Below are 14,279 nucleotides of genomic sequence, written 5' to 3'. Positions count from 1 at the left end.
TTTCAACACAGTCTCTTTTCTACTAGTAGTTGTTCTTAACAGAAAATCTAAACTTTAGCTAAACATTAAAGTGCGTTTGAAGCTCCGCGATAGACGATTCCACGACGTGAATCAACTGTCACAACTTCTTCATCAGTAACTAAATCAGTTGCACCTTCAGCGCCAACAATTACAGGAATTCCCATTGAAATTCCAACAACTGCAGCATGTGATGTTAAGCCGCCATTTTCAACAATTAAAGCACTCGACTTTTCAATTGCTGGGAGGTAATCCTTATCAGTAGTCTTTGTTACCAATACGCCACCTTCAACTGCCTTTTCGTTAGCTTCAGCAGCTGACTTAGCAATTACAGCTTTACCAATTACTGTTTCGTCGCCGACGCCTTGGCCTGAAACAAGCTTAGTCCCGATTAATTGGATCTTCATGACATTAGTTGTTCCCTTTTCACCAACAGGAACTCCAGCGGTAATCAAAATCAAGTCGCCTTCTTTAGCAAAGCCAGCTTCTTTTGCTTTTTCTGTAGCAAGGGTAAACATCTCATCAGTTGAAGCAGGTGCTTCAGCCATAACAGGATATACACCCCAGTTAACAGCTAAACCGCGACGTGTACGATCATCAAATGTAACTGCCAAGATGTCTGCATCTGGACGATACTTCGAGATCATACGTGCAGTGTGACCAGACTTAGTTGCTGCCACAATTGTCTTGATGCCCAAGTTATCTGCAGTTTCAGCTACAGCACGACCAATTGCTTCTGTTACATCAGTCTTGTCAAAGTCATTGATTGAAAATGTGCTGTGTTGACGCAAAGCATTTTCAGCCTTGATATCAATGCGTGCCATTGTAGCAACAGATTCAACTGGGTAATCCCCATTTGCACTTTCGCCTGAAAGCATCGTAGCATCTGTGCCGTCAAAAACAGCATTAGCAACGTCAGAAGCTTCAGCACGTGTAGGACGTGGGTTTTCTTGCATTGAATCAAGCATTTGTGTAGCTGTGATAACAGGTTTGCCTAAAGCATTGCATTTTTTGATCAAAGTCTTTTGAACCAAAGGAACATTTTCAGCTGGAATTTCAACACCCATGTCACCACGAGCAACCATCAAACCATCTGAAACTTTGATAATTTCATCAAAGTTGTCAATTCCTTCTTGAGATTCGATCTTAGGGAAGATTTGAACATGTTCCATGTTCTTTTCTTCAAGTAATTTACGAATATCTAAAACATCTTGTGGTTTACGTACAAAACTTGCTGCAATAAAGTTGATTTCGTTGTCTAATCCAAAACGAATATCGCTTGAATCTTTTTCTGTAATTCCGGGTAAGTTGATTGAAACGCCAGGTGCATTAACACCTTTGCGTGAACCCAAGACACCAGCATTCAAGACTTTACATACTAACTCGTTGTTTTCACGATCGATTTTTTCAATCTGCATATCAATCAGACCATCATCAAACAGAACATGACCGCCTTCATGCACATCATCAATCAAACCTGGGTAAGTAACAGCAATTTTCTCATGTGTTCCTTCGATTGAAGCATCCATTGAAATCCGCACTTCATCACCGATTTTGTAATTAATCTTACCTTCTTTTTGGACAGTAGTACGAATTTCTGCACCCTTCGTATCAAGCATAATACCAACCATCTTGCCGGTAATTTTTTCAGCTTGATGTACTAAATTAAGGCGTCCCAAATGTTCTTCATGATCACCATGTGAAAAGTTGAAACGGAATACATTAGCTCCTGCCTCGATTAATTTTACGATTGTATCTAGATCAGAACTAGCTGGACCAAGCGTACTTACGATCTTGGTTTTCTTCATGAGTAAAATCTCTCCTTTGAATAGTTTTAAAGATGACGTTTAAGTCAATTCTTTACCATATTTAAAAGCAAATCACGCCGTCTGCTCAATGCGATCTCCTGCTAGACGGGCAAAACAAAGTTCTAGAAGCGCACCCGCTCATTTAAATCATAGAGCGAGACATCAGTTTGATGCTTATGGTTTTCCAAAGTGTCAATGATATCGGTAGCCACAAGTTGATTATCGTGAATCCCGATTGCAAGACCACCTTTACCTTCAAGCAACAAGCGAATTGCATAGTCGCCAAAGCGCGTTGCCAAGACACGATCCTTAGCAGTTGGACGACCGCCACGTTGAACATGACCCAAAGTAATCGCACGTGTTTCAAAGTTACTAAACTCATCCAATTTGTCTTTGAAGTCTGCAGCCGACATCACACCTTCTGCCAAAACAATCAGACCATGCTGCTTGCCATTCGCGTAGTTGCGATTTATCTTTTCTGCGATTTCCTTGATATCGTACTCACGTTCAGGAATCACAATTGCATCTGCATCTGCGGCGATTCCAGCCCAGAGTGCAATATCACCAGCACCACGACCCATAACTTCTACAACGAAAGTCCGCTGATGAGAAGTTGCAGTGTCATTGACACGGTCCAAAGCATCTAGCGCAACGTTAACTGCTGTATCAAAACCGATCGTGAAATCTGTTCCTGGAATATCATTATCGATTGTTCCGGGGACCCCGACTGAATTGAAACCATGTTGGGTCAGACGTTCTGCACCATGATAAGAGCCATCGCCACCGATTACTACTAATGCATCAATACCGAATTTCTTCAGTTGTGCAATTCCCTTTAACTGCGTTTGCTCCTGTGCAAATTCAGGAAAGCGCGCAGAATACAGCAATGTGCCTCCGCGATCAATGACCCCGTCCATTTCACTTGAATCAAGTTTACGAATATTTCCGGCAACAAGACCTGCAAAACCATAATTGATTCCGTATGCCTCAAGACCTGCCGAGATTGCAGAACGAGCAATGGCACGAATTGCTGCATTCATCCCAGAAGAATCTCCGCCACTTGTTAAAATACCTATGCGTTTCATTTCTTCACCTCAGTAAATGTTATGGAACAACACACTCTCCATGCCATATATTATCACTTTTAGCAGCGAATGTCTTGTAAAAATAAAAATTAAATTCACTTTCTCACAAAATGTTTTCAACGCTTTTCATTTTGAAAAACCACATTTTCTTTTCCAATCATGGCCCTTAACGCTGCACTTGTTTCTTCACTTTCAGCCAGCCAATACTGCCGATCTAAAACCCACTTTTTAGCCTGAGCTGTCTCATAAAGCACAACTGGTGTTTCACCATGATGCTGCAATAATAGCTCTAATAGCTGTTTTCTTTTTGTTTCAGGAAACTTAGGATCTAAGCGTAAATAAAACGTCCCTTTCACACGGCCTTTCAATTTTTTTGCAAGAGAAACTTGATTGGCAATTATTTGAATGCTCCGTGTTTCACTTTCTGTTTTACCAACAACTAAATAAACTTGATTAAGTGCTAATTCAGCAGCAATTTTGCGGAAAACGTTTGGAAAAATGGTAACTTCCACCGTTCCTGTCTGATCTTCACCAGTCACAAAAGCCATCTGGTCACCTTTTTTCGTACGAATAACCTTCATCTTTTTAAAGTAAAGCAGCAATTTACAGTTAGTCTGCGCTTTAAGCTGCGTCACTAAATCAATATTTTCTTGCACTGCCAACTGTTTATATTCTTCAACCGGGTGCGCAGATAAATATAATCCTAGATATTTTTTTTCATTTACAAGCCTTTCATCTAAAGAAAGTTCTTGAAAATTTTCATATTTAGGTGCTAAAGCAGCAAAAAGCACAGCATTATTCCCGCTCAAAGTCACATTGCTTAAAACTTTGGAAAGGTTCTGCAGTAACGTAGCCCGATTTTGTTGGAAACTATCACATGCTCCGGCAAGGATCAAAGCTTTTAAAGGTCCTTCCTTCAAGAATTTATTGTCCAGCCGCTGCAAGAAATCTTGAAAACTATGAAATCTCCCTTGCTGTCTGCGCGCATCCAGAATATGTTTAATAAAATCGCGGCGTAAGGTCTTTATATTTCCCAAACCAAATACGAGTTCTTTTCCTTTTAGTGAAAAATAGTAATTACTCTCATTCAGATCAGGACCATGAACTGGAATATGCTGCTGCCGGGCCTCTATCAGATAATTACTTGTTTTAAGACTATCACCCACAACTGTATTTAATAACGCCGCAAAAAAAGCGGCCGGAAAATGACATTTTAAATAAGCAAGCTGAAAAGCCATTTTAGAATACGCAACTGCATGTGAACGGTTAAAACCATAGTTAGCGAATTTTTCAATATAGTCATACACTTGAGCGGCCGTCTTCAGCGTGTAGCCTTTCTGCAGTGCCCCACTAATAAACCTTTTTTTCATCTGTAAAATGACGTCACCTTTTTTTTTGCTCATTGCTCTGCGCAACAGATCCGCTTGTCCAAGTGAAAAACCGCCCATGACCGAAGCCACTTGCATAACTTGTTCTTGGTAAACCAAAACACCATAAGTATTTTGCAGAATAGCTTTTAAGGATTCAGCTGGATAAATAACAGGCTCCTGACCATGTTTGCGTGCAATAAAATGATCAATGTTTTGCATTGGACCAGGCCGAAAGAGCGCATTAACAGCTGCAATATCTTCAAAAGACGTGGGATGCAACCGACGTAACACATTTCGAATTCCAGCAGATTCAAACTGAAAAACACCGGTGGTATCACCGCGTTGAAAAAGCGCTAAAGTTGCAGCATCAGCTAAAGGCAACTGCCGAATGCTGATTGCTTGCCCATATCCCTTTTTAATGAAAGCCAGGGTTTGTGCCAGAATACTGAGATTGCGTAACCCCAAAAAGTCAATTTTTAAGAGCCCTATGCGCTCCACATCGTCCTTAGCAAACTGCGTTAACAGCACACCATCATTTCCGGGTTGCAGCGGGACAATTTCTGTTAAATCAGTATCGCAAAGCACTATTCCGGCTGCATGAATTGAAAAATGCCGTGGAAGTCCCTCTAATTTATAAGCTGTTTTAAAAAGCAGCAGATTTCTTTCACTTTGTTTAACATAGGTGCGCAATCGTTCCGATGAACTGTACGCCTGCCGTAAAGAAATTCCAGGTTCACGTGGAATCAGCCTACTCCATTCATTCATCTCAAATTGATTTAATCCCAGTACACGACCAACATCACGCAGAACCTGTTTGGCTCCTAATGTGCCAAAAGTAATTATCTGTGCCATATGGTGTGCTCCATATTTTTCATGCACGTATGCAATCACTTCCTGACGCCGATTATCAGGGATATCGAGATCAATATCCGGCATTTGTGCGCGTTCTTCATTTAAAAAACGTTCAAACAGTAAATGATACTGCAAAGGGTCAACATCTGTAATTGCAAGCGTATAGGAAACAAGCGAACCAGCGGCAGATCCACGTCCGGGTCCAATAATAATCTGATTACGGTGTGCAAAATTAGTGACATCCCAAACAATTAGAAAGTAATCTGCAAAACCCATTCTCTGAATAATTTGCAGTTCATGCTCTAAACGTGCGCGATAAAGCTGTGCTTGCACCGGTTCTTTTTTAACTGCAAGCCTTTTTTTCAAACCTGCAAGACACAATTGGCGCAAATATTCTGAAGCAGTAATGTGAGCTGGAAGTTTAAAATGGGGCAGCCTAATCTTAGGAAATTCTAGCTTTAATTTAACTTGGTCTACAAGTTTGGTAGCATTTTCAAACACTTGTGTGCGCTCTTGTTTCTGATAAGTTAACCGTAATTGCTCGCTTGGAATCAGCCAACGTTTTCCCACAGCATTATTTGCAGACTGCAATTGTTCTCGTTCGAGTTGCGTTCCTGCTTTAATAGCTGTCAGTGTCTTAAGTTCAAACAAATCTTCTTTATCAAGATATCTGACCTGATCAAGGGCAACAGCAGTGACTTTTGCTTTATTTGCACATTGCAAAATACTTTCGAAAAGGACAGTTGACATTTGAGCATTAACGCCGATTGCAAGCTTTCCCTGTTTGCTTACTACCGTTTTCATTTCGGTTATAAATTTATGTGCGTCCTGTTGTGCTCCATCCGAAACAAGTCGCACTAATTTGCTTTGAAAAACAGGGGTAATTACGAGCAGCCCTGCAAATGAAATTGCGGCGTCGCTCAAATCAACCGTTGTTATTTTTTGTGCGAGCAACTCCTGTTTTCTTGTCGAAATTTTCATTAAATTATGATAGCCGGTTTCGTTTTCGGCTAAAAGAACCAGTGACTCATGGGGAGCCGTTTCTAGCGTTAATCCAAGAATTGGCTTGATTTTAGCAGCTTGACATTCACGATAAAAGGTCAGTGCGCCATACATGACATTAATATCTGTTAAAGCCAGTGCATCGTATCCTCTTTCTTTTGCTTTTTGAACTAAATCAGTGATTCTGATAGTTCCTTGCAAAAGGCTGTAGCTGCTGATCACTTGTAAAAAGCTCGCCAAACTCCCCACCTCCTCTATCTTTGTTATTATTATAGCAACTCTGATCAGAAAAAACATCTTTCCAATTTTCATGAAACTAATGCCAAATTAAGAAACTTGTGCTACACTACTGTTGTATTGTGAGGTGTAATTATTATGGCTAAACAATTAACGATCTTAGTTTGGGGCTTTATCTATGGAGAAGTCATTGGTTATATTAGTGCAGCCCTTTCTGGCGGAACTTTTTCTCCTTTATACAGCGGTGTTTTTTCAATGATTGTTGGTTTCGTACTTGTCAATGCCCTTGATCATTTTATTAAAGCACCTGCCAAAAAAGATCATGAGTAGTAAGTAACGCTGCTTGTTACCGCTAGTAACCATGAGCCGCGTAGGGGAATTGAGACGTACTGGTGCAGAACGTCTCAATTCCCTATTTTTGTAAAAATCCATGTCTTAAAGAACAGTACATTAAAACAACGCATACACCATTCTTAAAAATGAGGTGAACACTTTGCTCTCTTGGATCGCTTTGCAACATTCCATTATCAGCGTAAAAGCACTCTAGTGAATCAGCTAAAATAAATCGAAATGCACACTTGCTAACTATAAAAAACCAAGTTTGTGCTTTTCCTCACTGGAGTGTCTAACATTATGAAAATTGAATATCAAAATAATATTTCCAAAAGCTATGGCTACTCGTTTTTCAGCTTTTTTGGAATTACAAGTTTATGGGTTCTCTACCTTCAAATGAAAGGGTTGAGCTTAGTTGAAGTTGGCGTGTGCGAAAGTATCTTCCACGTTGCCAGTTTTGTCTTTGAAGTTCCAAGCGGTCTTTTGGCAGATCGCTTTTCCTACCGTTTTGTTTTAATTTGCGGCAGAGTCGCAGCAATTGTTTCAGCACTGCTGATGTTATTTGGGAATTGCTTTTTACTCTTTGCACTAGGCTTTATTTTCAGTGCACTCTCGTATAATTTGCAATCTGGAACAATTGAAGCGCTTATTTATGATTCATTGACTTCAATTGCACAAACCGACCGCTATCCCAGTATAATCAGCAAAATCACTATCACGAGTGAATTTGCTGATACGGCAGGTGTGGGACTTGCTGGCTTTCTTGTTCACTGGCATTTTGGCTTAACATATGTGTTAGCAGCTATCTTTGGCTTTTTTGGCATGCTAACAGTAATCTTCTTAAAAGAACCGCCAAGTACTCACCCAAACGAGCAAGCTGTTCCAAGACCCACAGCGGCTGCAATCCTGAAAGCCGCGGCAGATACACTAAAGAAAAGTTCTCTTTTACGTAACTTGATGCTTTTTCACGCGCTCTTTAGCACGATCTGCACCCTTTATTATTTTTATTTCCAATCATTGATGGAAAAATATCATTTTCCTGGGGGGTTAATCTCAGCCTTAATGATTATCGCGGCCGTGATTAACATTTGTGGGTTGCGCTACACCCCTTTACTACAACAACGGCTCTCAAAGAGAACTCTAATTTTTTTATTAACTAGCAGCCTTCTTTTTTTACTGCTTTTAACTTGGGTTAATCAATTACCACTGCTCTGTATCCTATTTTTATTTTCTCAATTACTGTCCTCAGTCATCGAACCCATTTTCAGCAGCTATTACAATACTCTAATCTCTTCGGCCCAAAGAGCAACTTTACTAAGTGTTGCAAGTGCGCTCTTTTCGTTGATAATGAGTGCCATTTTCCCATTGGCAGGCTGGCTACTTCAAAATAGCAGTTTCTCATTCACATTTGGGAGTTGCGGTGTCATTTTCTTGCTGATTCTCAGCTTAGTTAGCCTTAAACGTTGCATTCTTAAATAAAAAATTCTGACTAAAATTAGAGAGAGTGTGACATAAGTCGGGAAAATTTTGAGTGCTAACTCGAAATTACGAACATAGCGAGTACTTTGCTATGAGTAATTCGAAGTTAGACGGAGAATTTTGACTTATGGAACACGTTTATCCGGAAAAAACTAAAGGGGGCTGTGACAAAATTTAACTTTTGTCACAGCCCCCTTTAGTTTTTACATAGTCACACACATACCTCTGCTTAATTTTCTTGCGTAGTAAATACTAAATTTTCCTGGACGCCCAAATCAATTGTGACAGTTGAATGCGGCATTATTTTTCCGCTAATAATCTGCTTAGCTAGCGGTGTTTCAACATGATTAGTAATGAAGCGGGCTAATGGTCGTGCTCCATAAGAAGGCTCATATCCGTTGTGTGCAATCCAATCTTGAGCTTTAGCTGATAACTTGAGCGTAATCTCCTGTTCTTCCAACCGTTTAGACAGCCGCGTAATGAATTTGGCAACAATCTGTTTAATAGCTTCCATATTAAGCGGAGTAAACATAATAATATCATCAACCCTATTCAAGAATTCGGGTTTAAAGTGAGTTTGCGCTAATTGCAGCACTTGTTGTTTAACCTCAGCTGAAATCTGCCCATTTTTAGCCTGATCCAGTAAAATACTCGATCCAAGATTAGACGTCATAATAATGATTGTATTTTTAAAGTCCACTGTACGACCCTGACCATCAGTTAACCGTCCATCGTCAAAAACCTGTAACAAGATATTGAAGACATCCGGATGCGCCTTTTCAACTTCATCAAGCAAAACAATCGTGTACGGATTACGCCGAACAGCTTCTGTTAATTGTCCACCTTCTTCATAGCCAACATACCCAGGAGCAGCACCAACCAGCCGCGAAACAGATTGTTTTTCCATATATTCACTCATGTCAATGCGCACCATATGCTTTTCCGAATCAAACAAATTTTCTGCTAAGGCTTTAGCTAACTCCGTTTTGCCGACTCCAGTTGGTCCCAAAAACATGAACGTTCCCAACGGTTGGTTTGGATCCTGCAAGCCTGCACGTGCACGCAAAACTGCATTTGCAACCGCATCAACTGCTTCATCTTGTCCTACCACACGTTGGTGCAGGCTTTGGGGCAATTGTAGCAGTTTCTCGCGTTCGCCTTGAACCAACCTAGCAACTGGGATCCCAGTCGTGCGACTAACAACTTGTGCAATCTCATTTTCAGTCACGGATTCTTCAACGAGCCAATTATCGGGCCGATCTGTCTGTTCCAACTTTTTAAGTTCTTTTTCCAGTTGCGGGATCGTAGCATGCTGTAACTTCGCAGCTTTTTCCAAATCATAATTATTTTCAGCTTCTTCTAATTCATGCTTGGCCCGATCCAATTCACCTTTTTTGTTGCTAAGTGTTTGTATATCTGCCTTTTCGTCTTCCCAACGCATTTTAAGCGTATTTGTTTTTTCGCGGGTTTCTGCCAGCTCATTTTGCAGTTCTGCCAACCTTTTTTGCGAAGCGGCATCACTTTCTTTCTTCAAAGCAGCCTCTTCAACCTCCAGCCGCATCAATTGACGTGTCGCTTGATCCAGCTCTGTCGGCATGGAGTTCATTTCAACTCTAATTGTTGCACACGCTTCATCAATCAAATCAATCGCTTTATCTGGCAAAAAACGGTCCGTAATATAACGATTTGAAAGTGTTGCCGCAGCCACAATTGCATTATCATGAATGCGCACACCATGATGAATTTCAAAACGTTCTCTGAGTCCACGCAGAATTGAAATTGTGTCTTCAACACTTGGCTCTTGCACCAATACGCGCTGAAAGCGGCGCTCAAGTGCCTTGTCTTTTTCCAGATATTCGCGGTATTCATCTAGGGTAGTTGCCCCAATCAGATGCAATTCTCCCCGTGCAAGCATTGGTTTCAGTAAGTTGCCGGCATCCATGCTGCCTTCAGTCTTTCCAGCACCGACAATGTTGTGAATCTCATCAATGAAGAGAATAATCTGCCCTTCACTTTTAGTAACTTCTTTTAGAACTGCTTTTAAACGTTCTTCAAACTCGCCACGATACTTTGCGCCAGCGATCAAAGAACCCATATCCAATGAAAAGAGCTTTTTATCTTTTAAGTTATCCGGAACGTCCTTGCGAACTATTCGCTGCGCCAGTCCCTCAACGATCGCTGTCTTCCCCACACCAGGTTCTCCAATTAGCACAGGATTATTTTTGGTCTTACGCGATAAAATCCGAATAACATCTCGAATTTCCTCGTCTCTGCCAATTACCGGATCCTGTTTGCCACTACGCACCTGTTTGACCAAATCAATTCCATATTTCTCAAGTGCTTTGTAATTTGCTTCTTGATTTTTTGACGTCACCCGTTCTCCTCCTCGCAAGTCTTGCACAACTTGTAGTAATTTCTTGTAAGTTAATCCATCTTTTTCAAGATAAAGTTTTAGCGGATTATATTGAAGCTTCATTAAAGCTAATGTCAAAGTGTCGAGCGCGATATATTCATCACCCAGCTTTGTTTTAACTTCAGCAGCTTTTTGCAATAACTGAACTAGATTCTGACTAAAACTTTGGCCATACGCAACTTGACCTTCAACAACCGGTACTTGGTCTAATTGCCGATCAAGTTCATGTTCCAGCTCCGGTAAAGAAACTTGCACCCGTTTGAAAAGATCTGCTCCAAACTCACCGGGTTGAATCATCACTTTAAAAAGTTGTGGAATATCAATCTCTTGTTGTTTGCGCGTCACTGCAACTTGCTGGGCTTGTGCCAAAGCCGCTTGTGCTGCGCTTGTCAGCTGATCTTCTTGCATTCTTTTCCCTCCTCAGATGCTTCCAAGCAAAAAGCGCCAGACTTAAGCTGACGACTTGGAAACACCACTCTTTATTATTTATTATAACCCGAACGTGTGTTCATGTTAATCTTTTTGCACTGTTGCGAGCTTGATAATTTCTAAAATCACATCTGTTGCTTTTTCCATTACCTGTGCTGAAACAAATTCAAAGCGCGAGTGCATATTTTCACCACCCGCAAAAATATTTGGTGTCGGTAACCCCATAAATGAGATTTTTGAACCGTCCGTACCACCGCGAACTGGGTAGATAATTGGTTTGATCCCTAAATTCTTCATTGCTTGTTGTGCGAGTTCAACCACTGTCATATCTTTTTCAATGACTTCCCGCATATTATAGTACTGATCTTTCAAGTCCAACTGTAATCGCCTTTGTCCATAAAAATTATTCATTTCGGCAACGATCTCTCGCATCAGCTGCTTCCGCGCCTCAAACTTAGCACGATCATGGTCTCTGATAATATATGTCATCAGCGCCTCATCGACGGTTCCGTCAAGTTGCAATAAGTGAAAGTAACCCTGTCTGCCATCTGTTTTTTCAGGAACTTCAGCAGCTGGCAACTTTTCATGGAAGTCAAACGCTACCTGTAAAGCATTTACCATAACTCCCTTGGCAGTTGCGGGGTGCACATTCTTCCCGCTAATTTTTAATTTAGCTTGAGCAGCATTGAAGGTTTCATATTCCAATTCACCCAACGGTCCTCCATCAACCGTATATGCTAGTTGCGCGCCAAACTCGGAAACATCGAAATGATCTGCACCAGTCCCAATTTCTTCATCAGGACCAATTCCAATCCGAATTTCTCCATGCTTGATCGCTGGATGCTGCTGTAAATACTCAACTGCAGTTATAATCTCTGCAATTCCAGCCTTATCGTCTGCGCCTAAAAGGGTATCACCTGCAGCGGTAATCAAATCATGCCCGCTGTAGTTCTTTAAATTTGGAAAATCTTTGGGGCTCAGCTCATACTTGCCCTGATCGCCGAGTCGAATTGCTGAGCGACCATCGTAGTTTGGAATAACTTGAGGTTGCACATTCTTAGCATTGAAATCAGCAGTATCCATATGGGCAATAAAGCCCAGCTTTTTAACAGTGGTCTGTGCTGCCAAATTACTAGGCAAGGTTGCAAAAACATAACCGCTTTCAGCAGCAATCCGCACATCTTGTAAACCAATTTTTTGCAATTCTGCCACTAATTCTTTGGCGAATAAAACCTGTGTCTGAGTAGAAGGAATAGTTGTCGATTTTTCATCAGAACGCGTTTCTTTTTTGGCATAGCCAATAAAGCGCGTAACCAAGTTAGGGTATTTAGTCATCATAAAAACTCCTTATAAAGTTATAATCGTCTAGATAAATTTGAACGGATCTGTGTTTAATTTGGAAGAAAAGACCTCAATCTGCCAGCCAGCTTCTGTATTCCAGGTGTTGAATTTAGCCGCCAACTGCTGCTTGCAAATCTGTTCAATATGATGTCCTGGATCAACCGCTGACAAACCACAGGCCAGTAGATCATGACCTGTGTGGTAAGAAAGATCTCCCGTAACATACATTTGAGCTCCTTTTCGCTGAGCGGCTTGATAAAACTGCCCACCGCTGCCGCCTAAAACTGCCACTCTTTTGATACTTTGCTGTAAATCAGAACTGATTAAACGTAAGTGTGGCACTGCAAAAATTCGTTTACAATCCTCTGCAAATTGTTGCACGCTCATCTCACGGGGAAGATTGCCGACACGCCCCATTCCGTATTTTTCACCCATTTCTTTTAAAGTAAAAAGATCAAAAACCGGTTCTTCATATGGATGAGCCGTTCGCATTGCAGCAAGAACTCTTCTTTTTTTACTTTGCGGAAAAACGACTTCGACTTTTTCTTCGGTGACACACGCTAATTTTTCGTGTGCGCCGTACGCCGGATCTGCTTTGGCAGAGGGCACGAAGCGTCCAGTTCCCTTAACCGAAAAAGAACAATTGCGATACTCTCCAATCTGACCAGCACCTGCAGCTGCAAGCGCTCTGCGCATTTGATCTGCGGCATCACTAGGCACAAAAACAGCTAACTTGAGCAAAGGCAATTCACGAACTGGCAAAAGTGGTTTAGTCTCTAAAAGCCCTAACGCTTCAGCAAGCCAATCGTTCATTCCGCCATTTGCATTATCAAGATTAGTGTGTGCGGCATAAACTGTGATATTGTGCTTGATCAACTCCGCATACATCGCATTTTGTGGAACACTCAAATCAAAGTTTTTTAGCGGATGAAACATTGCCGGATGATGCGCAAAAATAAAATCTACATTGTTTTTAAGTGCTTCTGCTACAACTGCGGGACGCACATCAAGTGTGACCATCATTTTTTTGACTTGTGCATTGTAATCACCTAGTTGCAACCCCACTGGATCGCCTGGTTCTGCCAAGGACTGTGGCGCAAATTCCTCAAAGCGGTTAATAATATCACGCACTTTGGTCATTTAGAACACCTTCGATCTGTTTAATTTTTTGTTGCATTCTTTGTTGTTGTTCAACCGGGAATTCTTTAGCTTTTTTCAATTGTTGTAAAACACGCTTAATTTTAAAAGCTTCTGCTTGCCATTTTTTCAAAAAAGGGGCACTTTGTTCTCTGCGTAAAAAGGGACCAAATTCATAATCAAGTTCGTCCAACAGTACCTGTTCAGGCTGATACTGTGCAACGAGTATCTCATAAATATGTTGGTCTTCTTCTAAAATCTCTTCTGCTATCAGCTGATAACCGTTAGCACCTAACCAGCGCCTAAGTTGGGGTGCACCGACATTCGGCTGTAAAATCAACTTAGGATGTGCTTGCAGCTTATCCTTGCCATCTTCCAAAATTTTTTTAATCAACGGCCCTCCCATCCCACAAATTGTAATTGTGTCAATTTGATCATGGTCTTCAATTGCGGCTAGTCCATCGGCATGCCGCACCTGTACTAGTTTTGTAAGTCCTTCATTTTCAATCTCATGCAGCGTGTTAAGGTATGGTCCCTTAACAATTTCACCTGCAACAGCATACGAAATTCGTTTGTTTAAAGCCAGATATGCGGGCAGATAGGCATGATCCGATCCGATGTCCGCAAGTCGGGCAGCTTGGGGCACATATGCGGCCACTTTAAGCAAACGCTCAGACAAATGTCTTGCATCCATTTAGCACACTCCTTAGTATTCTAACCTAAAGTATAGCGAAAAATTTCAGATAAAAAAAGGGACAAGCGCAAAACAAAAGGA

At 41.2% G+C, this 14,279-nt stretch carries 9 protein-coding genes; 2 read left to right on the top strand and 7 right to left on the bottom strand.

The window, feature by feature from the left end:
* Positions 1-65: 65 nt before the first annotated feature.
* The 3 genes from pyk to dnaE form a co-directional block, all read right to left on the bottom strand.
* Complete coding sequence (gene pyk, locus FD50_RS03495) at positions 66-1,826, bottom strand: pyruvate kinase (RefSeq protein ID WP_056960297.1); 1,761 nt, start codon at positions 1,824-1,826, stop codon at positions 66-68.
* Between the two features lie 122 nt (positions 1,827-1,948).
* Positions 1,949-2,911 carry a 6-phosphofructokinase gene (gene pfkA, locus FD50_RS03490; RefSeq protein ID WP_056960295.1) on the bottom strand — a complete coding sequence of 321 codons (963 nt, stop codon included), beginning with the start codon at positions 2,909-2,911 and terminating at the stop codon, positions 1,949-1,951.
* A gap of 116 nt (positions 2,912-3,027) precedes the next feature.
* The gene (gene dnaE / locus FD50_RS03485) at positions 3,028-6,375 is read right to left on the bottom strand and encodes a DNA polymerase III subunit alpha (RefSeq protein WP_056960293.1); all 3,348 of its coding nucleotides are present in this window, start codon (positions 6,373-6,375) and stop codon (positions 3,028-3,030) included.
* Between the two features lie 135 nt (positions 6,376-6,510).
* On the opposite strand from dnaE, the gene FD50_RS03480 reads away from it, so the two are divergent.
* A complete protein-coding gene (locus FD50_RS03480) occupies positions 6,511-6,702 on the top strand; it encodes a YjzD family protein (protein WP_054756519.1) in 192 nt (63 codons plus the stop codon).
* 303 nt (positions 6,703-7,005) lie between these two features.
* Positions 7,006-8,184: an MFS transporter gene (locus tag FD50_RS03475; protein ID WP_056960290.1), complete on the top strand. Its 1,179-nt coding sequence runs from the start codon at positions 7,006-7,008 to the stop codon at positions 8,182-8,184.
* 229 nt (positions 8,185-8,413) lie between these two features.
* On the opposite strand, the gene clpB is transcribed toward FD50_RS03475, so the two are convergent.
* The 4 genes from clpB to FD50_RS03455 form a co-directional block, all read right to left on the bottom strand.
* Complete coding sequence (gene clpB / locus FD50_RS03470) at positions 8,414-11,005, bottom strand: ATP-dependent chaperone ClpB (RefSeq protein ID WP_056960287.1); 2,592 nt, start codon at positions 11,003-11,005, stop codon at positions 8,414-8,416.
* 105 nt (positions 11,006-11,110) lie between these two features.
* Positions 11,111-12,361: a peptidase T gene (pepT, locus tag FD50_RS03465; RefSeq protein WP_056960285.1), complete on the bottom strand. Its 1,251-nt coding sequence runs from the start codon at positions 12,359-12,361 to the stop codon at positions 11,111-11,113.
* Positions 12,362-12,391: 30 nt separating this feature from the next.
* Entirely contained in the window at positions 12,392-13,507 is a 1,116-nt protein-coding gene (locus tag FD50_RS03460; RefSeq protein WP_056960284.1) for a Nif3-like dinuclear metal center hexameric protein, read from the bottom strand.
* On the bottom strand, positions 13,491-14,198 hold the full coding sequence (locus FD50_RS03455; RefSeq protein ID WP_056960282.1) for a tRNA (adenine(22)-N(1))-methyltransferase: 708 nt from the start codon (positions 14,196-14,198) through the stop codon (positions 13,491-13,493). Before FD50_RS03455 ends, FD50_RS03460 begins: the two co-directional genes overlap by 17 nt.
* Positions 14,199-14,279: the final 81 nt, after the last annotated feature.

Origin of the sequence: Liquorilactobacillus satsumensis DSM 16230 = JCM 12392 (genome assembly GCF_001435195.1) — a bacterium.
In the GTDB taxonomy this organism is placed as follows: domain Bacteria; phylum Bacillota; class Bacilli; order Lactobacillales; family Lactobacillaceae; genus Liquorilactobacillus; species Liquorilactobacillus satsumensis.
Note: the sequence above shows the minus strand (reverse complement) of the source record. Positions and strands in the feature narration are given on the sequence as shown.